This is a genomic window from Mesorhizobium sp. RSR565B, assembly GCF_054719465.1.
In genome coordinates this window covers 5,029,006-5,054,356 of sequence record NZ_JBTTIE010000001.1, presented here as the reverse complement: position 1 = coordinate 5,054,356, position 25,351 = coordinate 5,029,006, and the positions used below count along the sequence as shown (strand labels likewise).

Annotated in this window: 21 protein-coding genes and 1 riboswitch; of the genes, 11 read left to right on the top strand and 10 right to left on the bottom strand. The window is 62.7% G+C overall.

Translation table 11 applies throughout. The annotated features are described in order from the left end of the window. Window positions 1-17: 17 nt before the first annotated feature. Window positions 18-1,505 carry a hypothetical protein gene (locus tag ACYG9R_RS24190; protein ID WP_023822975.1) on the bottom strand — a complete coding sequence of 496 codons (1,488 nt, stop codon included), beginning with the start codon at window positions 1,503-1,505 and terminating at the stop codon, window positions 18-20. A gap of 100 nt (window positions 1,506-1,605) precedes the next feature. Continuing rightward, window positions 1,606-2,181: a GNAT family N-acetyltransferase gene (locus ACYG9R_RS24185; RefSeq protein WP_023822976.1), complete on the bottom strand. Its 576-nt coding sequence runs from the start codon at window positions 2,179-2,181 to the stop codon at window positions 1,606-1,608. A gap of 67 nt (window positions 2,182-2,248) precedes the next feature. Between ACYG9R_RS24185 and ACYG9R_RS24180 the strand changes: the two genes are divergently transcribed. Beyond that, window positions 2,249-3,577 (top strand): DNA polymerase IV, encoded by a 1,329-nt coding sequence (locus ACYG9R_RS24180; RefSeq protein ID WP_023734461.1) that lies wholly within the window; start codon window positions 2,249-2,251, stop codon window positions 3,575-3,577. A 6-nt stretch (window positions 3,578-3,583) separates the two neighbouring features. Here ACYG9R_RS24180 and ACYG9R_RS24175 read toward each other — a convergent pair whose 3' ends face one another. Beyond that, window positions 3,584-4,090 (bottom strand): hypothetical protein, encoded by a 507-nt coding sequence (locus ACYG9R_RS24175; RefSeq protein ID WP_023822977.1) that lies wholly within the window; start codon window positions 4,088-4,090, stop codon window positions 3,584-3,586. 183 nt (window positions 4,091-4,273) lie between these two features. Here ACYG9R_RS24175 and ACYG9R_RS24170 point away from each other — a divergent pair, with 183 nt between their 5' ends. Next, a complete protein-coding gene (locus ACYG9R_RS24170; protein ID WP_023822978.1) occupies window positions 4,274-5,155 on the top strand; it encodes a DMT family transporter in 882 nt (293 codons plus the stop codon). Window positions 5,156-5,162: 7 nt separating this feature from the next. On the opposite strand, the gene ACYG9R_RS24165 is transcribed toward ACYG9R_RS24170, so the two are convergent. The 4 genes from ACYG9R_RS24165 to ACYG9R_RS24150 all read right to left on the bottom strand — a co-directional run bounded on the left by ACYG9R_RS24165 (window position 5,163) and on the right by ACYG9R_RS24150 (window position 12,488). Further along, on the bottom strand, window positions 5,163-5,966 hold the full coding sequence (locus ACYG9R_RS24165; protein WP_023710633.1) for a potassium channel family protein: 804 nt from the start codon (window positions 5,964-5,966) through the stop codon (window positions 5,163-5,165). Between the two features lie 153 nt (window positions 5,967-6,119). Beyond that, a complete protein-coding gene (locus tag ACYG9R_RS24160; RefSeq protein ID WP_023710634.1) occupies window positions 6,120-6,518 on the bottom strand; it encodes a nuclear transport factor 2 family protein in 399 nt (132 codons plus the stop codon). Window positions 6,519-6,687: 169 nt separating this feature from the next. After that, window positions 6,688-10,215 carry a DNA polymerase III subunit alpha gene (dnaE, locus tag ACYG9R_RS24155; RefSeq protein ID WP_023822979.1) on the bottom strand — a complete coding sequence of 1,176 codons (3,528 nt, stop codon included), beginning with the start codon at window positions 10,213-10,215 and terminating at the stop codon, window positions 6,688-6,690. A 260-nt stretch (window positions 10,216-10,475) separates the two neighbouring features. Next, window positions 10,476-12,488 carry an acetyl-CoA carboxylase biotin carboxylase subunit gene (locus ACYG9R_RS24150; protein WP_023695436.1) on the bottom strand — a complete coding sequence of 671 codons (2,013 nt, stop codon included), beginning with the start codon at window positions 12,486-12,488 and terminating at the stop codon, window positions 10,476-10,478. 237 nt (window positions 12,489-12,725) lie between these two features. Between ACYG9R_RS24150 and ACYG9R_RS24145 the strand changes: the two genes are divergently transcribed. From ACYG9R_RS24145 to ACYG9R_RS24120, 6 genes are all read left to right on the top strand, one after another. Beyond that, window positions 12,726-13,853 carry an S-(hydroxymethyl)glutathione dehydrogenase/class III alcohol dehydrogenase gene (locus tag ACYG9R_RS24145; protein ID WP_023695437.1) on the top strand — a complete coding sequence of 376 codons (1,128 nt, stop codon included), beginning with the start codon at window positions 12,726-12,728 and terminating at the stop codon, window positions 13,851-13,853. Window positions 13,854-13,920: 67 nt separating this feature from the next. After that, window positions 13,921-14,490 (top strand): S-(hydroxymethyl)glutathione synthase, encoded by a 570-nt coding sequence (gfa, locus tag ACYG9R_RS24140; RefSeq protein ID WP_023691150.1) that lies wholly within the window; start codon window positions 13,921-13,923, stop codon window positions 14,488-14,490. A 64-nt stretch (window positions 14,491-14,554) separates the two neighbouring features. Continuing rightward, window positions 14,555-15,028: a YaiI/YqxD family protein gene (locus ACYG9R_RS24135; RefSeq protein ID WP_023691149.1), complete on the top strand. Its 474-nt coding sequence runs from the start codon at window positions 14,555-14,557 to the stop codon at window positions 15,026-15,028. A gap of 21 nt (window positions 15,029-15,049) precedes the next feature. Beyond that, complete coding sequence (locus ACYG9R_RS24130) at window positions 15,050-15,742, top strand: DUF1345 domain-containing protein (protein ID WP_023688301.1); 693 nt, start codon at window positions 15,050-15,052, stop codon at window positions 15,740-15,742. Window positions 15,743-15,878: 136 nt separating this feature from the next. Beyond that, on the top strand, window positions 15,879-16,754 hold the full coding sequence (locus ACYG9R_RS24125) for a cytochrome b/b6 domain-containing protein (protein ID WP_023822980.1): 876 nt from the start codon (window positions 15,879-15,881) through the stop codon (window positions 16,752-16,754). Between the two features lies 1 nt (window position 16,755). Continuing rightward, window positions 16,756-17,547, top strand: a complete 792-nt coding sequence (locus ACYG9R_RS24120; protein WP_023822981.1) for a molybdopterin-binding protein — start codon at window positions 16,756-16,758, stop codon at window positions 17,545-17,547. Between the two features lie 151 nt (window positions 17,548-17,698). Here the strand turns inward: ACYG9R_RS24120 and ACYG9R_RS24115 are convergent, their stop codons facing one another. Continuing rightward, complete coding sequence (locus ACYG9R_RS24115) at window positions 17,699-18,700, bottom strand: hypothetical protein (protein ID WP_023735311.1); 1,002 nt, start codon at window positions 18,698-18,700, stop codon at window positions 17,699-17,701. A gap of 199 nt (window positions 18,701-18,899) precedes the next feature. Then, window positions 18,900-18,986: riboswitch (glycine riboswitch) on the top strand. 149 nt (window positions 18,987-19,135) lie between these two features. Between ACYG9R_RS24115 and gcvT the strand changes: the two genes are divergently transcribed. From gcvT to gcvP, 3 genes are read left to right on the top strand one after another with little or no spacing between them, the layout of a single operon-like run. Then, on the top strand, window positions 19,136-20,236 hold the full coding sequence (gene gcvT, locus ACYG9R_RS24110; protein WP_023822982.1) for a glycine cleavage system aminomethyltransferase GcvT: 1,101 nt from the start codon (window positions 19,136-19,138) through the stop codon (window positions 20,234-20,236). Between the two features lie 5 nt (window positions 20,237-20,241). Further along, window positions 20,242-20,610, top strand: coding sequence for a glycine cleavage system protein GcvH (gene gcvH, locus ACYG9R_RS24105; protein ID WP_023822983.1), 369 nt, complete (start codon window positions 20,242-20,244; stop codon window positions 20,608-20,610). A gap of 17 nt (window positions 20,611-20,627) precedes the next feature. Then, complete coding sequence (gene gcvP / locus ACYG9R_RS24100; protein ID WP_023708464.1) at window positions 20,628-23,438, top strand: aminomethyl-transferring glycine dehydrogenase; 2,811 nt, start codon at window positions 20,628-20,630, stop codon at window positions 23,436-23,438. 12 nt (window positions 23,439-23,450) lie between these two features. Here the strand turns inward: gcvP and ACYG9R_RS24095 are convergent, their stop codons facing one another. After that, a complete protein-coding gene (locus ACYG9R_RS24095) occupies window positions 23,451-24,614 on the bottom strand; it encodes a GGDEF domain-containing protein (protein WP_023822984.1) in 1,164 nt (387 codons plus the stop codon). A 142-nt stretch (window positions 24,615-24,756) separates the two neighbouring features. Continuing rightward, entirely contained in the window at window positions 24,757-25,227 is a 471-nt protein-coding gene (locus ACYG9R_RS24090; protein WP_023667596.1) for a hypothetical protein, read from the bottom strand. Window positions 25,228-25,351: the final 124 nt, after the last annotated feature.

The following is a 25,351-nucleotide window of genomic DNA, read 5'->3' as shown; positions in this document are numbered from 1 at the left end:
GCCCCCGAGGTCAGTGCTCAAGGCTTCGTTGCTGTCCCAGGGATCGCATCCGGATCGGCGTTGTCTTCCACGACCGGATCAGGCCCCTTCAGCATCGCGCCGTTGACCGTCACCGACCCATCATGCCTGGCGTTGATCACCCATTCGATACGGCCGTCCGGCAGCGTCTTGGCGAATCCCTTAATCGCAAGCGCCCCTGTGAAAGCCTGCGAGGCCTCCGGGTCAGATTTAGCCGCCGCCTGCAAGGTTTCAACGATCTTGTCGTAGCCGGTTACGTCGACGGTCACGCTCGCATCCGGCTTCTTGCCGGGGAACGTCATTTCGCCCTCCATCGCGACCTCGATGTCGCCGTTCTTCACCGTGCTGTGCCCGAGAACGAATTTTGGTATCTTGGCCAGGAAATTGGCGGAAATCTCGTCGCCGAAATCTGGCGGCAGCGGTGGATCCTTGCTGAAATCGAGGGTGTCGATGGTTTTCCTGGCCATACTGTCGAGATCGATGTTGGCGCCGCCGAAATTCAGGTCGAGATCCGTCGGCAGCAACGCAACGGTCCAACTGGGCAGCATCTGCTGCGGTATTGTCAGGCCGGAAACCTTGAATGCGTAGCTGATCTTGCCGTCCTTGGTGATGCCGTCCATGCCGACAACGGTGTTCAGCTGCGCCGCGCCGAAATTGCCGGCATATGTTTCAATGGCAAGGTTTTTGAATGCGTAGGTCCCATCGATCCGTTCCCATAGCGGCAGCGCACCGAGCAGAAGCGTTTTGAACTCTGCTTGATCGGCCTTCAGCCGGGCCTCGTCCTCATGGGCGACGGCGAACGCCAAAAGATCCAGAAGCGGCTTGGTCTGAATGGCCTTAGCGGTCACGTTCACAGCGAGCTCCGGTGCCCGGAGCGCTGCGATTGACCGGTCATCGATTTTGACCGTTTCGACGAAGTCCGCCATCGCCTGTGTGAAATTAAGATCGACGCCGCCGTTGGCCGACTTCCTGGCGTCAAATTTGGAAGAGCCCAGCCCCACGCTCAAATCGGTCAATTGACTGACTTGGCGCGACGTCATCGTCATGCCCGCAATCGAACTGGTGCCGCTGGTAAATGCCGCCAGTTCCGGGTCATAGACGCCCGTGAACTTGCCATCCTTGACAACGATTTGCCCGGTGTTCAGGCCATTTGGGCCATTTACCTCGATGGACCCAGTCGTAGAGAAATCCGAGGCGACATCCCAGCCTCCGTCGCTGCGCGGTTTGACCCGCAGCGTGACGGGCGGGAAATCGAACCGCTTCAGATCCTGCTTCGGCATCTTCGCCACAAGCGCCATCACATCGAAGGTGATCTTGTAGGCACCCTCCTCGGCTGAGATCTTCAAAATGCCTTCATTGAGCGCCTGTTTGCCGACATAGCGAGAGAGCTCATCGGAAAGTTGCTTGGCACCTTGGGCATCGACAGCCTGGCCAAAGGCAGGAGCGCTGAGGGCGAGAAGGAAAGCAAGCGGCAAGACACGGTTCACAAAATTCTCCATTTGACCAAAAAGGAACGCTTCGTTCGTCTGCTATGAAACCAACCTACAGCTTCCACAGGACATCAACAAACGCCGACGGGTAATTAGACTACAACACCAGCCGCATCAGCGGCCGTCCGGCCTTGCGTTCGACAAGCCGCTCGAAGCCGGCCTTTTCAAACACACGCGACGAGCCGACGAACAGTCCGATCGAACGCGAATCGCGCGACACGTCGATCGGACACGCCTCGACCAGCCGCGCCTTGTTCTGGCGGGCAAAAGCGATGCCGCCCTCGACCAGGCGGTGGCTGACGCCCCGGCCGCGCGCGCTGGCGCGGATGAAGAAGCAGGAGATGGCCCAGACGCCGGGATCTACGGCGTCGGTTGGATCGACCGGCGCCGAGCCCCTGCCCCGATTGTTCCATTCGGGCACGTCGGCGCGCGGGCCGATCTGCATCCAGCCGACCGCTATGCCGTCCTCGAAAGCCAAAAGCCCCGGCGGCGGTCCGGCCTCGATACGCGCCTTGATATGATCCTTGTTGCGCTGCTTGTCGCTGGCCCGTCGGACCGCCGGCGCCATCCGGAAATGCGTGCACCAGCAGCCGTAACAGGCGCCCTGCTTGCCAAAAAGATCCTCGAAATCCGCCCACAGGTCAGGCGCCAGCGGCGCTATGGTGGTGCTCATGAGTTCTCTCCCGGCTAACCGCTTGTGGCGGCTTCCGTCCTGGCGTACCATTGCATCTGTTCTCTTTATGTTCGCAGCGATGGCGGCCCCTGTCAACAATCCCGAGCACGGTTTTTGCCGCGACTGCCTGACCTTTCAGCGCAGCGATACCAGGCGCTGTGAGCGTTGCGGCAGCCCTCGACTCACCCGCCATCCCGAGCTCTACCAGCTGCATCTGGCGCATATCGATTGCGACGCCTTCTATGCGGCGATCGAAAAGCGCGACAATCCGGCGCTGAAGGACAAGCCGCTGATCATCGGCGGCGGCAAGCGCGGCGTCGTCTCCACCGCCTGCTACATCGCCCGCATCAAGGGAGTGCGCTCGGCAATGCCGATGTTCAAGGCGCTCGAAGCCTGTCCGGAAGCGGTCGTCATCCCGCCCAATATGGAGAAATACGTCCGCGTCGGCCGCGATGTCCGCGCCTTGATGCAGGCGCTCACGCCGCTGGTCGAGCCGCTCTCCATCGATGAGGCGTTTCTCGACCTTGCCGGCACCGAGCGCCTGCACGGCATGCCGCCGGCGGTGGTGCTGGCGCGCTTTGCGCAGACCGTCGAAAAGGAAATCGGCATCACCGTTTCGGCCGGCCTTTCCTACTGCAAGTTCCTGGCCAAGGTTGCCTCCGATTTCCGCAAGCCGCGCGGCTTTTCGGTGATCGGCGAAGCCGAGGCGCTGGGTTTCCTGGCCGAACAGCCAGTGACGCTGATCTGGGGCGTAGGCAAGGCTTTTGCCGCAACGCTCGAACGCGACGGCATCCGCAGCATCGCCCAGTTGCAGCGCATGGAGCGCGCCGATCTTATGCGCCGCTATGGCGTGATGGGCACCCGGCTCTACCATCTCTCGCGCGGCCAGGACGACCGCCGTGTCGATCCCGACCAGGATGCGAAAAGTGTGTCGGCCGAAACCACTTTCGACACCGACATAGCTGAAATGGGCGAACTGGTTCCAGTGCTGAGGGGATTGTCGGAAAAGGTCTCGGCGCGGCTGAAGAAGTCAGGCATTGCCGGGCGCACCGTGGTGCTGAAGCTGAAGACGCAGGATTTCAAGCTGCGTACCCGCAACCGCCAACTCGGCGATCCGACCAGATTGGCCGACCGTATTTTCCAGACCGGTCTCGAGCTGTTGCGCAAGGAGGCGGACGGGACAAAGTACCGGCTGCTCGGCATCGGTGTCAGCGATCTCTCGGATGACGAGAAAGCCGATCCGCCCGATCTCGTCGACGTCGGCTCGCGCAAGCGCGCCATGGCCGAAAGCGCCATCGATACGCTGCGCGACAAGTTCGGCAAGAAGGCGGTGGAAACCGGCTACACCTTCGGTAAAGGCCGCAACGCCAACCCGCCGGAGCCGATCGAGGAGTGAGACGGCTTAGATACGCTTGAGATCGATGCGGCTCGTCACCACGTTGTTGCAGGTTTTCGGATCGACGTCGGTAACGGTCAACCGCATTCCGTCGCCGCTGGTTTTCTCGACCGTCAACCGCGCCTTGCGATCGCCATTGACCTCCGCCGCCCAGCGAATGCCGAGACTGATCGCGTTCCCGGAACGGCTGCCGGCGAGCTGTGCCGGCCCGGTGCGCGACCCGACATAGACGCCAGTATACTTCGCCCCGCGGGCCTTCAGATTGGCGCTGATGGCGCGCGTCACCACGACAAGACCACGGCAATTGCCGTCAAGCGACAATGAACTCGAGGTCGCGTCGGAATTGAAGGTGCAGGACACATTCACCGTCGGTGCGTCGGTGGTGACCTTGACTGTCCCCTTGCCGGAGAAATTCCCTTGCAAGGAGCTGAGAAAATTCGCCTCGTCGGCATGGGCCGTGGCGCTTGCAGTTAGCAGGCAGCCGGCTAGCAGAGACCGCGCGAATGATTTCATCGGAATCTCTCCCCCGTTGATGTTGAAGAAACGATGCGTCCAGCAATTGGCCAATACCGGGAACCAACGCCTGCCGTAGCGTCAGGTTCCACGTCCAGCATGGCTGTTTTGCAACGGGTCTGGCCCAGTCGAATGCGTGGCCTAACGGTTGCGATAGAAGTCCCGGCTTGCGACATAGCGCCTATGGCACCTTCCCCATCGATCCCCAAAGCCGCGTTCTGGATGGCGCTGTCGATCGCCTCGTTTCTGGCGATGTCGGTCGCCGGCCGCGCAACCACCGCCGAGCTCAACGTCTTCCAGGTGCTGGAACTGCGCTCGGTGATCGGCTTCTTCATCCTGTTGCCGCTGGTGATGATGAGCGGCGGATTCGCTGCAATGCGCACGCAGCGCCCGTTGGCCCATATCGCTCGCAATGTCATCCACTATACGGGCCAGGCCGCATGGCTCTATGCGCTGACGCTGATCCCGCTTGCGGTCCTCATATCGGTCGAATTCACCACGCCGATCTGGACCGCGATCCTGGCGGTGGCGTTTCTTGGCGAAAGGCTCTCCCGCCCGAAAATTGCGGCGGTCGTGCTTGGCCTGATCGGCGTGGTGGTCATCGTTCGCCCCGCCGTCGGCTCCATGGATCCGGGTCACCTCGTCGTTCTCGGCGCGGCCGTGTGCTTTGGCGTATCGGTGGTGTTGGTCAAGTCGCTGACCCGCACCGACAGCGTCGTGCGCATCATCTTCTGGATGCTGATCATCCAGTCGGTGGTCGGCCTGATCCCGGCGCTTTATGAATGGCGCAACCCACCGCTCGAACTCTGGCCATGGATCCTGCTGATTGCCTTCACCGGCATGTCGTCGCATTTCTGCATGGCGCGTGCCCTCACCTATGCCGACGCTACGGTGATTTCACCGATGGATTTCCTGCGCGTGCCGCTGTCAGCGCTGATCGGCTGGCTGCTCTACAGCGAACAGATCGACATCTTTACAGCCGGCGGCGCCCTGCTGATCCTGATGGGCAATCTGCTCAACCTGCAGCGCAAGGCGCCAAAGCCGGCTGAGGCCGCGGCCTCGTAGCGGTCGGTCAATTCCCCTCATCCGGTATGTTGAGAAGATGCCCGCAGGCCTTGCAGTGCACGGCGTCCGGCTCATGCCGTTGCAGTCCGCACTGCGGACAGGGAAAGAACACCTTGGCGGGTCGAAAAATCGCGGTCGCCAGTCTGACGAACAGCGAGATGCCGATGATCATGGTGGCGATCGCGGTCAGCTTGCCGGCGATCCCCGGCAGCACGATGTCGCCGAAACCGGTCGTCGTCACCGTGGCAACGGTGAAATACAGCGCATCAATGTAGTTTTCGAGGCCGGCGCCGGTGCGGAAGAAGAAGGTGTAGACGAAGCCGGTGATGACGAACAGGAACGTCAACAGGTTGATGACCGCGTGGCTCGCCTCGCGCCAGGGCCTCAAGCCACGCATTTCGAAATGCCGCCACAGCGACCCGCTGCGCGACAGCGACCACAGCCGCAGGATGCGCAGGAACGCCAGATTTGCCAGCGCCGTCGGCATCAGCAGCGTCAAAAGGATGAAGACATCGACCCAGGATGTCGGCTGTTTCATCAGCCGCAACATGTCGTTGGAGGCTAACAGTCGGGCAATCAGGTCGGCGGCGACCAATGCGGCGACGGTATAGTCGAGCCACAGGAATGACGGCTTGTCCTGGAGCACCGGCGTGGCAACGAAGAAGGCGACGATGGTGAGGTCGATGATGACCGCCACCAGTTGAAACCGGAACGCCGCCGGCGTGCGTCCGTGATAGAGCTTGCGCAGCCTGTCACGCAGCCGCGCCATCGCTGAGCTTTGCTGCAATCCGTCCTTCTCGGCTGCTTTCATCACCAAGTGCGTAACGGTCCCAGCCGGGGTCGTCTAGAGCATGATCCCAAAAAGTGGGTGCCGGTTTGCGGAAAAGATCATGCTCCAACAAAGGGTTAGATCATGATGAGATTTCAACCGAATCTCATCATGATCTAGTGGCCCCGGTGATCGTCAGCCCTCCACCACCTTGCCGTCCGGCCCCACGAGGCGCCAGGCCGAGGCGGTGTCGTAGACGAACCGCTCCTCCGCAATCCGGTCACCACGCCAGCGCTGCAGGGCCACCTCTTCCAGCCGGCGCACGGTGCCGGCCTTGTCGATACGGTCGAAGGTCCAGCGGATGGCGACATTGTCGCCATCGACCAGGAATGTCTGGACAGGATGGGTGTGCATCTTCTCGATCCGGTCGAGTGCTGCCTGCTCATGCGCCATCAGTGTTTCCTTGCCGCGCCGCGGGACGCCGAGATTTTCCTGCATGGTGGCATCGTCATGGTAGAAGTCGGCGATCGCCTTGACGTGGCTGCCTTCGACCACCTCCTTGAGGAAGGCTTCGACGCGTTCGCGGCTGGGCATGATTGTGCGTTCCTGTGAAGTTTCTGCTCAACGCATGTGGTTCAAAGGAAGGTCAGTTCAACCACGCCCCGCACGCTGGCCCTATCGGCTGCAATGTCAGGCCCAGAGCATTCTTAGGCCGTCATGCACTGGCCGACGTCGATGCGACTGCCGTGTATATCAGGGCAGCCTAGACGAGCTCGACTTCGACCACCCCCGGCACCGCGCGCATGGCCGACGCGATCTGCGGCGAGATGCGGTAGCGATTGGGCAATTCGATCTCGATCTCACCTTGCCCGGCCTCCTTGATCAGCACGAAGCTGACCTGGCCCTCGCCCTTCACCGCAAGCTGGCCGGCCAGCATGCCGATCGGAGCCGCATCGCGCACGAAGATGCGCAGCGCCTTCTGGATGCGGCTGGCCTCATCCTCCAGCGACTGCACCGTCTGGATGCGCAGATTGACCCCTTCGGGCCTATCCTCGGCCGAAACGGTGATCACCACCGAACGTCCAGGCTCGAGCAGATCGCGATACTGCGCCAACCCTTCCGAAAACAGCACGGCTTCATACTGGCCAGAAGTGTCGGAAAAGGCGATGACGCCCATCTTGTTGCCGGTGCGGGTCTTGCGTTCCTGCTTGGTGGTGACCGTGCCGGCCAGCCGGCCGGCGGCGGCGCCACGCTTGACCGCGGCCGAGAACTCGCCCCAGTTTTGCACGCGCATCTTCTGCAGGGCCGCCTTGTACTCGTCGAGCGGATGCGCCGAGAGATAGAAGCCGACGACCTGGAATTCGCGGTGCAGCCGGTCGGCGGCAAGCCACGGATCGGTCTGCGGCAAATTGAGCGCCTGCTGCTGCGCGCCGAGCGACGCGCCGAAAATGTCGTGCTGGCCCGAAATGGCATTCTGCTGCGCCAGCGAAGCCAGCCCCATCATCCGTTCGACGCCGGCCATCATCTGGGCGCGGTCGTGGCCGAAGCAGTCGAGCGCGCCGGCCATGATCAGGCTTTCGAAGACGCGCTTGCCGACGATCTTGGGATCGACCCTTTCACAGAAATCGGCGAGATTCTTGAACGGCTTTTCGCCGCGCATGGCGACGATGTGCTCGACCGCAGCGTCGCCGACGCCCTTGAGGGCCGCCAGCGAATAGTAAATGCGGTTCTCGCCGACCTCGAAATTGCGGAAGCTGGTCATCACCGACGGCGCCACCACCTCGATGCCGAGACGCAGCGCATCCTGGCGGAAATCGGCGAGTTTGTCGGTATTGCCCATGTCGAGCGTCATCGACGCCGCCAGGAACTCGACGGGGTAATGCGCCTTGAGATAGGCGGTCTGGTAGGACACGACGGCGTAGGCGGCCGCGTGCGATTTGTTGAAGCCGTAGTCGGCGAACTTGGCCAGAAGGTCGAAGATGAAGTCGGCCTGCGGCTTGCCGACGCCGCGTTCGACCGCACCGGTGACGAAGCGCTCGCGCTGCTTGTCCATTTCGGCGCGGATCTTCTTGCCCATCGCGCGACGCAGCAGATCGGCTTCGCCGAGCGAATAGCCCGACAGTTCCTGCGCGATCTGCATCACCTGTTCCTGGTAGACGATGACGCCTTGCGTCTCCTTCACCAGATGGTCGATCTTGGGATGGATCGATGCCATCTCCTCTTCGCCATGCTTTCTGGCGTTGTAGGTCGGGATGTTCTCCATCGGGCCGGGACGGTAGAGCGCCACCAGCGCGATGATGTCCTCGATGCAGTCGGGCCGCATGCCGATCAGCGCCTTGCGCATGCCGGCACTTTCCACCTGGAACACACCGACCACTTCGCCGCGCGACAGCATGGCGTAGGTTTCAGGATCGTCGAGCGGGATCGTCGCCAGGTCGATCTCGATGCCGCGCCGGCGGATCAGCTTCACCGCCGTCTCCAGCACGGTCAGCGTCTTCAGGCCGAGGAAGTCGAACTTCACCAGCCCGGCCTGTTCGACATATTTCATGTTGAACTGGGTGACCGGCATGTCGGAGCGCGGATCGCGGTACATCGGCACCAGTTCCGACAAGGGCCGGTCGCCGATGACGATGCCGGCGGCGTGCGTCGAAGCGTGGCGGTAGAGCCCTTCCAGCTTTTGCGCCATATCGAGCAGCGTCTGCACGATTGGCTCCTTCTCGGCCTCCTCGGCAAAGCGCGGCTCGTTGGCGATGGCATCCGCCAGCTTGACCGGATTGGCCGGGTTCTGCGGCACCATTTTGGAGAGCTTGTCGACTTGGCCGTAAGGCATTTGCAGCACGCGGCCGACGTCGCGCAGCACCGCGCGCGCCTGCAGCGTACCGAAGGTGATGATTTGTCCCACCTGGTCGCGGCCATATTTCTGCTGGACGTAGCGGATGACCTCTTCGCGCCGGTCCTGGCAGAAGTCGATGTCGAAGTCGGGCATCGACACGCGGTCGGGGTTGAGGAAGCGCTCGAACAGCAGCGAGAAGCGCAGCGGATCGATATCGGTGATGGTCGTGGAATAAGCGACCAGCGATCCGGCGCCAGAACCGCGGCCCGGCCCGACCGGAATGCCTTGCGCCTTCGCCCATTTGATGAAGTCGGCCACGATCAGGAAGTAACCGGGAAATTTCATCTTCTCGATGATGGAGAGCTCGAAATCGAGCCGCTCGCGGTATTGTTCGACCGTGTAGCCGGCGGTGGGTCCATGCGCCGCCAGCCGGGCGTCGAGACCTTCATGGGCCTGCCGGCGCAGTTCATCGGCCTCGGCCTTCAGCGCCACCTCATTGTCGGCGACATCGCCGCCGGTAAAGCGCGGCAGGATCGGGTTGCGGGTCTTGGGATAGTAGGAACAGCGCAGGGCGATCTCGACGGTGTTGTCGATCGCCTCAGGCAGGTCGGCAAACAGCCTTGCCATATCGGCCTGGCTGCGCAGGAAATTGTCCGATGTCAGGCGGCGGCGGTTGTCGGCGGCAACGACCGACCCTTCGGCAATGGCGATCAGCGCATCATGCGCGTCATAGTCGTCGCGGGCGGCGAAGAACGCCTCATTCGTGGCGACCAGCGGCAGATCATGGGTATAGGCAAGATCGACCGATGATTTCTCGATGGCGCGGTCATAGCCGGAAACGCGGTCCAGTTCGACATAGAGCCGGTCGCCGAACAGCGCCTTGAGTGCCAGAAGCCGCGTCTCGGCAAGATCTCGGCGATCCTCCTTCAGCGCCCGGCCGATCGGGCCGCGCGGCCCGCCGCTGAGGCAGATCAGGCCATCGCTATGGCCTTCCAGCATTGCTGACGTCAGATGTACGGGCTCGCCCGGCGGCGTCTCCAGATAGACCTGGCTGACCAGCCTGACGAGGTTGCTATAGCCAACCTCAGTGGCGGCGAGCAGCACCACGGCGTTCATCTCCGGCCCGTTGCGGCGGCGGTCGCGCTGTGCGTCACTGGTCTCGCCGGAAAAGGCGAGATCGATTTGGCAGCCGATAATCGGCTGGATGCCTTCCTTCACCGCCTTCTGGGCAAATTCCAGCGCGCCGAACAGATTGTTTGTGTCGGTGACGGCGATTGCCGGGCACTCGTCCTTGACGGCATGACCGACAACGGCGGCGACCTGCAAGGCTCCCTCGAGCAGCGAATACGCCGAATGCACGCGCAGATGGATGAACCGCCGCGCCGGTGCCTCAGGGCGCGCAGCAGCGAGCGCTGCTTCGCGCTTCAGGGGATCGCGTGGAAGTTTGTCATCCGCCATGATGTATCAAATTGCTCGAAGGGCTTTGAGTCGATGGAGATGTATTGTCCCGGACCGGGCGATGCCAGTCCAGCACAAATGACCACCGACCACAGGCTTCCGTACCCAGCCGCACGGCTCAGAGATTGTTCGAAATTCGCTCTGGCGAGTCATATGATGGTGGTTTCGAGAACCGGAGCGCAGCGGCCATTGGTCCGTGAGCACGGGAAGCGCAGAAACCGCCTTCAGATGGCCGCCGGAGTAGAATTTCCAAACAATCTCTAGGCGAACTCCATGATCACCGCATCCACAGCCAGGCTGTCACCCGGCTTGGCGTTGAGCTTCGACACGACAAGATCGCGGTCGGCGCGCAACACGTTTTCCATCTTCATCGCCTCGACCACGGCCAGCGTCTCGCCGGCCTTGACCTCCTGCCCCTCGGCAACCGCGATCGACACGACCAGGCCCGGCATCGGGCAAAGCAGCATCTTGGACGTGTCCGGCGCCACCTTTTCCGGCATCAGCCTTTCCAGTTCAGCCGTTCGCGGCAGCATGGCGCGCGCCGTCACCGACATGCCCTTCCAGGCAATGCGCAGGCCGTTCGGCAGCGGCCTGATCTGCGCCGTGACCTTGCGGGCACCGACAGTGCCGCGCCAGATGAGGTCGCCCGGCCGCCAGTCGGACGCCACGGTCAGCGCTTTGCCGCCATCGACCGACAGATCGATTTCCATCGGAATGGAGATCATGCCCTCGATGATCGAAGCCTGGAGATAGTCGTCGCCGAGCTTCACCACCCAATCGCGCTTGAGTGCGCCCGAATGCGGCGCCAGCCGCCCGCCCAGCCGGTCAAGCCGATCGCGGCGCAGAAGCTCGACCGCGGTGGCGATCGCCGCCAGCACTGCCTTTTCATCGCCATTGGGCACGATCGGCGCGAAGCCGTCAGGATATTCCTCGGCGATGAAGCCCGTCGATATCCGCCCCTCGCGCCAGCGCGGATGCTGCATCAGCGCCGCCAGGAACGGGATGTTGTGCTCGATGCCGTCGACGACGAAACTGTCCAGCGCTTCCGACATGGCATCGATGGCCTCGATACGCGTGGGCGCCCAGGTGCAGAGTTTTGCCACCATCGGATCATAGAACATCGGAATCTCGGAGCCTTCGGTGACGCCGGTGTCGTTGCGGATGACGACATCGCCGAACGTGCCCTCCTCCGGCGGCCGGTAGCGCGTCAACCGGCCGATCGAGGGCAGGAAATTGCGATAGGGATCCTCGGCATAGAGCCGGCTTTCCACCGCCCAGCCGTTCAGCGTGACGTCGCTCTGCTCGATCGCCAGCTTCTCGCCGGCGGCGACGCGGATCATCTGCTCGACCAGGTCGATGCCGGTAACAAGCTCCGTCACCGGATGCTCGACCTGCAATCGTGTATTCATTTCAAGGAAATAGAAGTTCTTTTCAGCATCGACGATGAACTCGACGGTGCCGGCGCTCTGGTAGTCGACCGCCTTGGCTAGCGCCACGGCCTGCTCGCCCATCGCCTTGCGCGTCCTGGCATCGAGGAATGGCGACGGCGCCTCTTCCGCCACCTTCTGGTTCCGACGCTGGATCGAGCATTCGCGCTCGCCGAGATAGAGGGCGGTGCCATGCGCGTCGGCCAGCACCTGGATTTCGATATGACGCGGATCGACGACGAACTTTTCGATGAAGACGCGGTCGTCGCCGAACGAGCTTTTCGCCTCCGAGCGCGCCCGGTCGAAGCCGTCGCGCACTTCCGACTGGCTCCAGGCAATGCGCATGCCTTTACCGCCGCCGCCGGCCGAGGCCTTGATCATCACGGGATAACCGATCTCGCCGGCGATCTTTTCGGCATGGTCGGCATTTTCGATGACACCAAGCCAGCCGGGAACCGTCGACACCTCAGCGGCCTTGGCGAACTTCTTCGATTCGATCTTGTCGCCCATCGCCTTGATCGCCTTGGGTTTCGGACCGATGAAGACAATGCCCTCAGCCTCAAGCGCTTCGCAGAAGGCGGCGCGCTCCGACAGAAAACCGTAGCCGGGATGCACGGCCTGCGCGCCCGTCTCCTTGCAGGCAGCGATGATCTTTTCAGGCAGGAGATAGCTTTGCGCGGCAGGCGATGGCCCGATATGCACGGCTTCGTCGGCCATTTCGACGTGCACGGCGTCGCGATCGGCGTCGGAATAGACCGCTACGGTGGCAATCCCCATCCTGCGCGCCGTCTTGATGACGCGGCAAGCAATCTCGCCGCGATTGGCGATCAGGATTTTCGTGAACATCGAAGGCGTTTCCTCGGTCTTTCGTCCTTCTTATGGGCTTCGGCAGCCGGGCTCAAGCACCGCCGGCAGCGCACCCATCAAGACACTCCCGGCCCGCCAGGCCCGTGCCGAGGGGCGAAGGTTGGGCTCGCCGACGACTGGGCCAAGATTTGCGCCATATTTGGTCGCCAAATCGGGTTGAAACAGTATAAAAACCCTGAAAGCCTGAAGACCAATCGCCTTGGGAGGAATTGCCTGATGAAAACCCGCGCCGCTGTCGCTGTCGCCGCCGGAAAGCCGTTGGTAATCATGGAGGTCGACCTCGACGGACCGCGCGAAGGCGAGGTGCTGGTCGAGATCAAGGCGACCGGCATCTGCCACACCGACGAGTTCACCCTGTCGGGCGCCGATCCCGAAGGCCTGTTTCCGGCAATCCTCGGCCATGAAGGCGCTGGCGTTGTCGTCGATGTCGGCAAGGGCGTCACCTCGGTCAAGAAGGGCGACCACGTCATCCCGCTCTACACGCCGGAATGCCGGCAGTGCCCATCCTGCCTGTCGCGCAAGACCAATTTGTGCACCGCCATCCGCGCCACGCAGGGCCAAGGCTTGATGCCCGATGGCTCCTCGCGCTTCTCGATCGGCAAGGACAAGATCTTCCACTATATGGGCTGCTCGACCTTCTCCAATTTCACCGTTTTGCCCGAGATCGCGGTGGCCAAGGTCAACCCCGAGGCGCCCTTCGACAAAATCTGCTACATTGGTTGCGGCGTCACCACCGGCATCGGCGCGGTCATCAACACCGCCAAGGTCGAGCAAGGCGCGACTGCTGTCGTCTTTGGTCTCGGTGGCATCGGCCTCAACGTCATCCAGGGCCTGAAGCTCGCCGGCGCTGACATGATCATCGGTGTCGACCTCAACAACGACAAGAAGGCATGGGGCGAGCGCTTCGGCATGACGCATTTCGTCAATCCGAAGGAGATCGACGGCGACATCGTTCCTCACCTCGTCAACTTGACCAAGCGCGGCGCCGACCAGATCGGCGGCGCCGACTACACATTCGACTGCACCGGCAACACCAAGGTGATGCGCCAGGCGCTGGAAGCCTCGCATCGCGGCTGGGGCAAGTCGGTCGTCATCGGCGTGGCCGGCGCCGGCCAGGAGATTTCGACCAGGCCATTCCAGCTGGTCACCGGCCGCACCTGGATGGGCACCGCCTTTGGCGGCGCACGCGGCCGCACCGACGTGCCAAAAATCGTCGACTGGTACATGGACGGCAAGATCCAGATCGACCCGATGATCACCCATTTGCTGAAGCTGGAAGACATCAACAAGGGCTTCGACCTCATGCATGAGGGCAAGTCGATCAGGAGCGTCGTCGTTTATTGAGGAGAAGAAGCCGCCGACCGAAGGGCCAGCGACTGTAGTTGCATGGGTTCAACAAGGGAGGAAGATAATGCCTGAGAAACTGCATCCGAAAATCGACAATGGCCTGCCGAAGGAAAGCGCAAGCTTTGCCGGCGGCACGCTGGTCTGTGCCTGCACCAGCAAGCCGGTGAAGGTGACGGTCAAGGGCCAGATCGCCCACAACCATGCCTGCGGCTGCACCAAATGCTGGAAACCGGACGGCGCGGTGTTCTCGGTCGTGGCGGTCGCCGGCACTGGCGACGTCACCGTGACCGAGAATGGCGACAAGCTGAAGGTGGTCGATCCGGCAGCATTGATCCAGCGCCATGCCTGCACCGGTTGCGGCGTCCACATGCACGGCCCGGTCGAGCGCGATCATCCGTTCAAGGGTCTGTCCTTCATCCATCCCGAGCGCTTCGAGGAAGACGGCTGGTCACCGCCGGGCTTCACCGCTTTCGTCTCGTCGATCATCGAATCCGGTGTCGACCCCAAGCGCATGGACGGCATTCGCGGCCAGTTGAAATCGATCGGCCTCGAACCCTATGACTGTCTCAACCCCGGCCTGATGGATTACATAGCCACCTGGACGGCGAAGAAGTCGGGCGCGCTGCCGGCCTGACGGTACGAGATTTCTGGCATGGGGCCGGGTAACATGCCGGCCCCATGTCCGTTTTGGAGAGATAATGCCCGCACCCGCCATCTACGTCGACGCCGACGCCTGCCCGGTGAAAGCCGAGGTCGAGAAGGTCGCCGAGCGCCATGGCGTGGTCGTCACCTACGTCTCCAATGGCGGGCTGCGTCCGTCGCGCGATCCGATGATTCGCAACGTCGTCGTCTCTAAAAGCGCCGATGCCGCTGACGATTGGATCGTCGAGAACGCAAAACCCAACGACATCGTGATCACCGCCGACATCCCGCTTGCCGCTCGCACCGTGGGGCTCGGCGCGCATGTGCTTGGGCCAACCGGCCGGCCGTTCACGCCGGAGACCATCGGCATGGCGGTTGCAATGCGCGATTTGAAGCAGCATCTGCGCGAAACCGGCGAGAGCAAGGGCTACAATGCCAGCTTTGCGCCACAGGATCGCTCGCGTTTCCTGGGTGAGCTCGACCGTATCTTGCGGCGGGCTCTGAAATCCGTCACACCCGACCAGACGTGAAGCATCATCCGAGGTCGGGCTATGGCCGACACATCGCCGAATAACCCCTTGCAGCGGCACAAGCAGTTCTTTGTGTCGCTAGCCGTCGGTCTGGTCGTATTTGCCGCGGTATTGCCTTTGATTGGATCGCTCCCCGTCTCCACGCGGCTTGCCTATTCGATCTCGATTGCCGCCGATTCCTTCTTCGTCGTCTTCATCGCGCTCGTCATCGCCAAGATGCCGCTGCTGTCCGGCCGCTATCTCAGCAAGAACGCGCGCGAACTGGACCTCCCAGTGCTGGGCATCTTTGCCATCACGCTCGGCATCGTCGCCATGGCCATTGTCCTGCTGTTCCTTTTGATCAATCACAAGGATCGCGACCCCATCGAACTCGGCTTCGCCATGCTGTCGATCCCGCTTGGCTGGTTCACCATCCATGCCATGGCCGCCCTCCACTATGCGCATGTCTACTGGATGGACGGCGACGCGATCGATGCCGAAACCAAGAAGAAGATACCGGTCGGCGGCCTCGATTTTCCCGGCAGCAAACGGCCGGACGGTTGGGACTTTCTCTATTTCGCGACGGTGATCGGCATGACCGCGCAGACCGCCGACACCGCGATCACGACCTCGCATATGCGCCGCGTGGTGCTTGTCCATTCGATCCTGTCGTTCTTCTTCAACGCCGTCATCGTCGCCGCCGTCGTCAATCTCGCGGTGAGCCTCGGCAATTGAGTATCCGTGCCCGCGATAAACCCGTGCCCGTAATAAAAACGTGACCGCATGAAACATCGCTTTCGATAGCGACGTATTGGGAGGACAAGGACGAGCGCGGCCATCCCAGGATCGCGCAGCCGGAGGCGAGGAAAAGATGGAAACCATTACCGTGAGTCAGCCCGGCGCAGGCGTCGATGCCGCCTCAACGAAGGATGCGACGCTGATCTACCGGCAATCGCGCTGGACCCGCCTGACGCACTGGCTGTGGGCGATCTCGCTGTTCTTCATGCTTTTGTCCGGCCTGCAGATCTTCAATGCCCGGCCGCAGCTCTACATCGGCAAGCAATCCGGCTTCGAGTACAACAACACCGTCTTTGCCATCGGCGCCGAAAACACCGCCACCGGCCCGCGCGGCTATACCGAAATCTTCGGCCATCGCTTCGACACCACCGGCGTGCTCGGCTGGTCGGGCCCGGCCGGTCAGCAAACCTCGCGCGCCTTCCCCTCCTGGGCGACGATCCCGTCCTATTACGATCTCGGCACCGCCCGCGTCGTGCATTTCTTCTTCGCCTGGATACTGACCACCACCCTGGTCGTCTGGCTGGTCGCCAGCCTGGTCAACGGCCATCTGCGCCGCGATCTGGCGCCGCGCCTTGACGATCTCAAGCGGCTGCCGCAGGACATCATCGAGCACGCCAAGCTCAGGTTCCACCACACACGCGAATACAACACGCTGCAGAAAATAGCCTATGGCGGCGTGCTGTTCGTGCTGTTGCCACTCATGATCATCACCGGCCTCGCCATGTCACCGAGCATGAACTCGGTGCTGCCCTGGTTAAACGAAGTGCTCGGCGGCCGGCAGACGGCGCGCACCATCCATTTCACGGTGATGGTGCTGCTGGTCGGCTTTTTCATCGTCCATATGATGATGATCCTCGCTGCCGGCCCGATCAACGAACTGCGCTCGATCATCACCGGCTGGTACCGCACGGATCCGCCAACGCATGGCGACAGCGAGAGGAGTGCGTGAGATGGCCAAATTCCCGATCAGCCGCCGAAAGTTCCTGACGGGTGCCGGCCTCGGCGTTTCCGGCATCATGTTGTCGGGCTGCGATGCCTTCGACAGCCAGCTCGGCATGGGCGACGGCCTGCGCAGTTTCCTCGAAAACGCCAATGGCCTGACCTACCGCGCGCAACGCTGGCTTGCCGGCCGCGATGCTCTGGCGCCGGAATTCACCGAGGCCGACATCCGCCAGCCGCAGCGGCCGAACGGCGTCACCGCGCCCGACGATGACACCTACAAGGGCCTGCTCGCCAACAATTTCGCCGACTGGCGGCTGGAGGTAACGGGCCTGGTCGAAAAGCCGCTGTCGCTCAGCCGCGAGCAGTTGGAGAACATGCCGAGCCGCACGCAGATCACCCGCCACGACTGTGTCGAAGGCTGGAGCTGCATCGCCAAATGGACCGGCACCCCGCTGTCGCTGGTGCTCGACCAGGCTGTGGTCAAGCCGCAGGCCCGCTATGTCATGTTCCACTGCCTCGATACGATCGATCGCAGCCTCTCCGGGGAAATCAAATATTACGGCACCATCGACCTGATCGATGCCCGCCACCCGCAGACGATCCTGGCCTACGGCCTCAACGGCAAGCCGCTGCCGGTCGAAAACGGCGCGCCGCTGCGCGTGCGCGTCGAACGACAGCTCGGCTACAAGATGCCGAAGTATCTCTACAAGATCGAGCTCGTCGACAGTTTTGCCAATATTGGCGGCGGCCGCGGCGGCTATTGGGAAGACAATGGCTATGACTGGTATGGCGGGATTTGATGGCCTCGCATTCTGACCGAGCACGATCTGACTCCGACCGAACCGAGCTTGCCTGAGGAAGCCGGTTTCGAGCGCGTGGCCGAACTTGGCGATTGGCCTGAAGACACTCCAATATCGTCCTCTGCAAAACGGTCGCAGAAAACGGCGCGGCTTAAGCAACCTTGTCGAGCAGTGGCTTGAGCGCCGGATGTATCTCCGGCGAGGCGAGTTTGATCAGCGTCAGCAGCGCGCGTTCATTGTCACGCAGCGGGCGGTCGGTGCCGATGCGATCGGCCAGCCATTTCGCCTCGCTGGCGTCGATCGTCTCGGCGCGGCGCGCGAGTGCCTCGGCGGCACGGTTCTTCGACTCCCATTCGGCCTCGATATCGCCGGGCGAACGATAGGCTTCCATGATGCCGGCCAGTCCGCCCGACACCATGCGGCTGAAGAAGCCACCAATTTCGGGCTCGGCCTGGTCCAAGAAACTGTCACGACGCAGCGCCACATCGCGCGTCGGCGCTTCGTAGCCGGCCGAACACATGACGAAATTGGCGAGCGCCTTGACGAACAGGTCGTTCCAGGACGGGTCGTTGTGGGCCGCTGCGGTCTGCTCGTTGATCTGGAACAGCACCTCGGCCTCAACCCGTGTGATGGCAATGTTACCGTCGCCGCCATAGGCGTGGAGAATGCGGCGCAACAGATCGACCTCTGCCTTGGCGACCAGCCCGGGAACCAGCGCGCCGCCGAGCATCAGTGGTCCCTTGCCGTCGACCACCGCGTTGGCGACCTGCTCGAGCGCGTAGGCGGAGAGCCGGCCGGGCGATGATTTCGCCCTTTCCAGCACATGCACCAGGAGCTCCAGTTCGGTCACACTGTCGACCATTCCGTCGCGCGAGATGGTCTGGATCAGCCAACCGGCATTGTCTTCAGAGATATAGCCTGCCGGCTTTTCCTGGTGGACGATGTAGTCGGTAACGGCCTCGACGAAGAATTCAGGCCATTGCGGGCATTTGTCCGTCGCTGTCGCATCGAGCGCGAACAGTGCTTCAGCCTCGCCGCGCGTCACCACGCCGTCAGCGAACACTTCGCGACGCAGCATGACGACATCTTCCGCCGTGATGCGGTCCTTCGAGGCCAGCCCCGCCACCGGCGCGCTCCCGATCCGTTCGCCCATCTGTCAATCCCCATCCGCCGTGCCCAACGCAATTGCCGGCCAAACCGTCAGCCCAGAATATCGCCATTGTCTTGAAAAACCGGCAAACGGCGTGGTTAGCGAAGACTGTAAAGACGACGCGCTTTACGTGTCGCTGGCAGGTGACAAGGTGTCGCCGACAAGCTATGGATGGCGCGTCGAGGGCTTAAGTTTTGAGTCCTACCTGTTTGCGGGAGAGAGCAGCGCGAGCTGCCGCCGAAGGGGAAATCGCCCGAAATCTCTCAGGCAAAAGAACCGTAGACGGGAAAGACACTCTGGAAAGTCGGGGCTTGCCCCCGCGCCGAAGGTGTAAGCGTCGCCGACAGAGTTCCGGTTGCGCGAGTCTCTCAGGCTTCAGACAGAGGGGCACGGACTGGTCGCCAGCAGCGGCCGATTGCGTGCGACTCTGGAGATGACATGACGGGCGACGACACCAAACACCTTCCTCTCGAAGATCTGCACACCGCCGCCGGCGCACGCTTTGGCGCCTTTGCGGGCTGGTCGATGCCGCTGACCTATCCGGCCGGCGTGATGAAGGAGCACCTTCACACCCGCGAACATGCCGGCCTGTTCGACATTTCGCATATGAAGCTGTTCGAGATCAGCGGACGGGGCGCTGCGGCACTGCTCAACCGCGCCAGTCCGCTCGATGCCGGCGCGCTTGAGATTTCACAGTCCAAATATAGTTTCTTCCTCAACGAGGCCGCCGGGATCATCGACGATCTGATCGTCACCCGGCTCGGCGCCGAGCGCTTCATGGTGGTCGCCAACGCCGGGAATGCGGTCGAGGACGAGAAGCATTTGCGTGCGCTGGCCGCGGACTTCGACGTCAAAGTCGATGCGCTCGACCGCGTCTTCCTGGCGATCCAGGGGCCGGAAGCCTGGGCTGCCTTGTCCCGCGCCGGCATCGAGACCGGCTCGCTCTTGTTCATGCATGGCATCGAGCCGAAGCAAAACTGGTTCATGAGCCGCTCCGGCTACACCGGCGAGGACGGCTTCGAGATCGGCCTGCCGGAGGCGGATGCGCGCGCTCTGGTCACGAAACTGCTCGAGGACGAGCGTGTGTTGTGGATCGGCCTTGCTGCCCGCGACTCGCTGCGGTTGGAGGCCGGCCTGTGCCTGCACGGCCAGGACATCACGCCGGAGATCGATCCGGCCAGTGCCGGCCTGATGTGGGCGATCCCCAAAGATCTCCGCGCCGGCGGGTCCTTCATCGGCGCCGATGCGCTGCGGTCCATCCTGGAGCGCGGGCCGTCGCAAAAGCGCGTCGGCCTGAAGCCGGACGGCCGCCAGCCGGTGCGCGCCGGCGCTGCTTTGTTCGATGCCGACGGCGATCCGGCCGGCTACGTGACATCAGGCGGCTTCGGCCCGTCGGCCGGCCATCCCGTCGCCATGGGCTATGTGTCAACGGCCTTGGCCAAGCCGGGCACGAAACTGTTCGCCGACGTTCGCGGGACGAAAATCCCGGTCGATATCAGTTCCTTGCCCTTCACTCCTCATCGCTACCGCAAAGGATAATTCCGATGGCAAAAACCTATTTCACACAAGATCACGAATGGCTGAGCGTCGAGGGAGGCATCGCCACCGTCGGGATAACCGACTATGCGCAGGAACAGCTTGGCGATCTCGTCTTCGTCGAACTGCCTCAAATCGGCACCAAACTCAGTAAGGGCGACACCGCCGTGGTCGTCGAATCCGTCAAGGCGGCATCCGATGTTTATGCGCCGGTTGATGGCGAGATCACCGACGCCAACGGCGCGCTGTCCTCGGACCCGTCGCTGGTCAACTCCGCTGCGACCGGCGACGGCTGGCTGTGGAAGATGAAGCTCGCCGACGAAGGCCAACTCGCAGGCCTCATGAATGAGGCCGCCTACAAAACCCATATCGGTTGACATCAGGACCTATTGCCATGAGCGCAGCACTTACCCCCTTCTCGGCCCGCCACATCGGTCCTGATGTAAACGACGTCAGAGCCATGCTTGCCGTGATCGGCGTTCCCTCCGTCGAGACGCTGATCAGCCAGGCCGTGCCGCAGTCGATCCGCCTCGATCTGCCGCTAGCCCTTCCCGCGCCGGCGAGCGAAGCCGAAGCGCTGGCCGAATTGTCGGCGATCATGGCAAAAAACAGGGTGCTGAAGAGCTTCATCGGCGCCGGCTATCACGGCGTCCATGTGCCGCCGGTCATCCAGCGCAACCTGTTCGAGAACCCGGCCTGGTACACCGCCTATACGCCCTACCAGGCCGAGATCAGCCAGGGCCGCCTGGAAATGCTGTTCAACTTCCAGACCTTGGTCACCGAATTGACCGGCCTGCCGGTGGCTTCGGCCTCCCTGCTCGACGAAGCGACGGCGGTGGCCGAAGCGGTCGGCATCGCGCTGCGCCATCACCGCGACAAGCGCACCAAGGTGGCGCTGGCCGGCACGCCGCATCCGCAGACGCTGGACGTCGTGCGCACCCGGGCCGAGCCGCTCGGCATCGAGATCGATGGCGAGACCATCGACGACAACACCGCCGCCCTGCTGGTCTCCTGGCCGGACACGTTTGGCGTCTATGGCGACCACAAGGCGGCGATCGAGAAGGCTCGCGCCACCGGCGCCGTGGTCGTCTTCATCGCCGATCCGCTTGCGCTCACGCTGACCGAAGCGCCGGCCAGGCTTGGCGCCGACATCGCCGTCGGCCCGATGCAGCGCTTTGGCGTGCCGATGGGCTTTGGCGGCCCGCACGCCGCCTATTGCGCCGTCTCCGACAAGCTGACCCGGCTGATGCCCGGCCGCCTCGTCGGCCAGTCGATCGACAGCAAGGGCCGTCCCGGCTATCGCCTCGCCCTGCAGACGCGCGAACAGCATATCCGCCGCGACAAGGCGACCTCCAACATCTGCACCGCGCAGGCGCTGCTTGCCAACATGGCGACCGCATACGCGATCTGGCACGGGCCTACTGGTTTGCAGGCGATCGCAGCCCGAATTCATGAGCTCGCCAACGGCCTCGCAGCAGGCCTGAAAACCGCTGGTGTTTCCGTGCTCGGCTCAAGCCGTTTCGACACGGTGACGGCCGAAGTGAAGGGCAAGGCAGCTTCGATCGCCGCTGCCGCTGAAAAAGGTGGCCGGCTGCTGCGCGTCATCGATGCCGACCGCATCAGCATCGCCTTCGACGAAACCTCGACCGAGGCGGATCTCGAGGCTATCGCCGCCCTGTTCGGCGCCAAGTCCGGCGCTACTGAGGCCGGCGCGATGCCCGGCAAGCCGCGCGGCAAGGAGTTTCTGACCCAGCCGGTTTTCCGCGAAAACCACTCCGAGACCGACATGATGCGCCTGCTGCGCAGGCTAGCCGACAAGGATTTGGCGCTCGACCGCACCATGATCCCGTTGGGCTCCTGCACCATGAAGCTCAACGCGGCGGCCGAAATGATGCCGGTCAGCTGGCCTGTTGTCGCCAACCTCCATCCCTTCGCGCCGGCCAGCCATTCGGCCGGCTATCGCGCCATGGTCGGCGAGCTGGAAGGCTGGCTGGCGGAGATCACCGGCTTCGACGCCGTCAGCCTGCAGCCCAATGCCGGCAGCCAAGGCGAATATGCCGGCCTGCTCGCCATCCGCGCCTATCACCGTTCGCGTGGCGAAGGCCATCGCACCATCTGCCTGATCCCCCAGTCCGCGCATGGCACCAATCCGGCGAGTGCGGCGATGGCCGGCATGAGCGTCGTCGTCGTGCGTTGCCTGGAGGACGGCAATATCGACATGGACGATATGCGGGCCAAGGCCAACGAGCATTCGAAGAATCTCGCAGCCCTGATGTTCACCTATCCCTCGACGCACGGCGTCTACGAGGAAGGCGCGCGCCACCTGTGCGCTCTCATTCACGAGCATGGCGGCCAGGTCTATTTCGACGGCGCCAACCTTAACGCCCTGGTTGCTTTGGCGCGGCCCGCCGATATCGGCGCCGATGTCTGCCACATGAACCTGCACAAGACCTTCTGCATCCCGCATGGCGGCGGCGGTCCGGGCGTCGGTCCGATCGGCGTCAGGGCGCATCTGAAACCCTATCTGCCGGGTCATGTCACCGAAGGTTCGGCGCATGCCGTGTCCGCTGCCCCGTTCGGCAGCGCTTCCATCCTGCCGATCACCTGGATGTACATCCGCATGATGGGCGCCGCCGGCCTGAAGCAGGCGACGGAGACGGCGATCATCTCGGCCAATTATGTGGCGACGCGGCTCGCGCCGCACTTCCCGCTTCTCTACAAGGGCAGGCACGATCGCATCGCGCATGAATGCATCCTCGACACGCGCGTCCTCAAGGAGAGCGCCGGCATCAGCGTCGATGATATCGCCAAGCGGCTGATCGACTACGGCTTTCACGCGCCGACCATGTCGTTCCCTGTCGCCGGCACGCTGATGGTCGAGCCCACAGAGTCCGAGCCCAAGCGCGAACTCGACCGGTTCTGCGAGGCGATGATTGCCATCGCCGGCGAGGCAGCGAAAGTGGCGAAGGGCGAATGGCCGCTCGAGGACAACCCGCTGGTCAATGCCCCGCACACGGCGGCCGAAACCCTTGCCGGCCAGTGGACTCACCCCTATTCGCGGCTGGAAGCGGCCTACCCCGCTGGCGATGTCGATACGGCGGCCAAATACTGGCCGCCGGTCTCGCGCATCGACAATGTCGCCGGCGACCGCAACCTCGTCTGCTCCTGCCCGCCGTTGTCGGAATATCTCGGCGCCGCCGAATAACACTCTGGCCTGTCAGGCTGAACGCAAGGCCGGTCCGTCGGCCTTGCCGTTGAGGACAAGCACGCGATTTCGCCCGTCGTTCTTGGCCGCGTAGAGCGCCCGGTCGGCCTCGGCCAGCACTTCATCCAGGCTGCTGCCGTCTTCCTTGCCAAAGCCAATGCCGCCGCTGACGCTGCTGCGCAACGGCCCGCGCGGCGTCGGCACCACTTCCGTGCCGAAGGCGACGCCGATCCTGCTGGCGAGATCGTAGGCCTTGTCTTCGGTCATCCGAGACATGACCAACGCGAACTCCTCGCCGCCCAGCCGGAAGGCGTCGACGCCAACCCTGTCATACTTCTTGATGACTGCGGCGAAACGGCAAAGCACCCGGTCGCCGACGGGATGGCCATAGATGTCGTTGGTCCGCTTGAAGTGGTCGAGGTCGAACATGGCGACCGACATGAACGGGCCGAAGACGCGCTCGCCATAAAGCGAGTTCAAAGCCCGCCGGTTCATGAGACCGGTCAACGGGTCGGTCAAGGTCTCGGCCTTCAGTTCGATCTGTGCCTGCAGATGATGCAGCGACAGCGTCAGCGCGCCGAGCGCCGTCATGCAGGCGACTGCCACGACCGAATTCAACCGCTCGGCCCAATTGTCGGGTGCGACGCCGAGCACCCACTGGCCCTTGACCAGAAGCACGGCGCCGCAGAGCCCGAAGGATACGCCGCAGACGCCGCTTAGCGCCGAAACGACCAGCAGAATGCCGCGATCCTGACCGCCCTTGATCCAGAACATCACCCCGATCGTGGCGAGCAGCACTGTTACCGTCGTATAGGTGAGGATGAAGCCGACACCATCGAAACCGAGATAGGTCACGCCGGCGCAGACAGCGATCGCGAGCATGGCCGGCAGGACAGCGCGGCTGTAATTGCGCACACCAAGATATTGCATGGCCGAAAGTGAAAGCGCCAGGAAACCGAGGCTGAGCAGCGCCAACGCTGCCTGACAAAGCAACGGACTGGGCTCCCTCGTGTAGCGCCAGAAGACGATGACGTGGGCGACAAGGACGAGAATGCCGCACGCAACCGTCAGCACGAAGCGTGCACGCGGCGCCGTGAACCAGATCACAAACATGGTGACGCTCAGGCATGTGCCCGACAGCGCAGCCGCCAGCAATAGCGAACTGAAATCCAGCATGGATGAGCGGCAACCTTCGGGATCTTCGATTTGTGGCGCATCATAGGCATGCAACCGGCCGGAGATACCGGTTTTCTGCCGGTTTCAAAGCAAGCTGCCGACAGGGTTTACAAAGCGTCGACTGCCGCCCCCGCGAAGAGTCTCAGCCCTTGTTGAGCAGCGCCAGATTGGCGTTGATCACGCTCGGGTCGGCCATTCCGGCCCTTGCTTCCATGAGCAGCGCCCTCGCCTTCTTCTTGTTGCCGCGCAGCAGCTGCGAATAGCCCATATTGTTGACAATCTGCGGCTTGCGCCCGGCAACCTTCAAAAGCTGGTCGTAGGCGCGGTCGGCGAAGTCGAAGCGGCCGAGTTCGTCATAGGAGGCGGCAAGCCCCATCCATCCCTCGGCACTGTCGGCCTTCAGTTCCACGGCCTTGCGGAAATGCTGTTCGGCAAGGCCGTAATTGGCCTCGCGGAACTGCGCCTTGCCTTGCGCAAGGTCGGAGGTGCTGACGTCTTTTGCCACCGGTTGGATCGATGTGGTCTTGGTTTTGTCGACGTTGTCGGTCGTGCAGCCGCCGACCATCAAGACCGCCGCTAGCGCGGCCATTGCCGTGAAACTTCTGTGACGCATGCCCCTGGCCCCAATCGCCCGATTTACCGGGTCGTTCTCTGAGGAAGCAGACTACAATAGGGCGATTAAACTTCAGTGCGGAAACGCGCCTAAAATTTGGTTTCGGGCACAGAAGCCATTAACC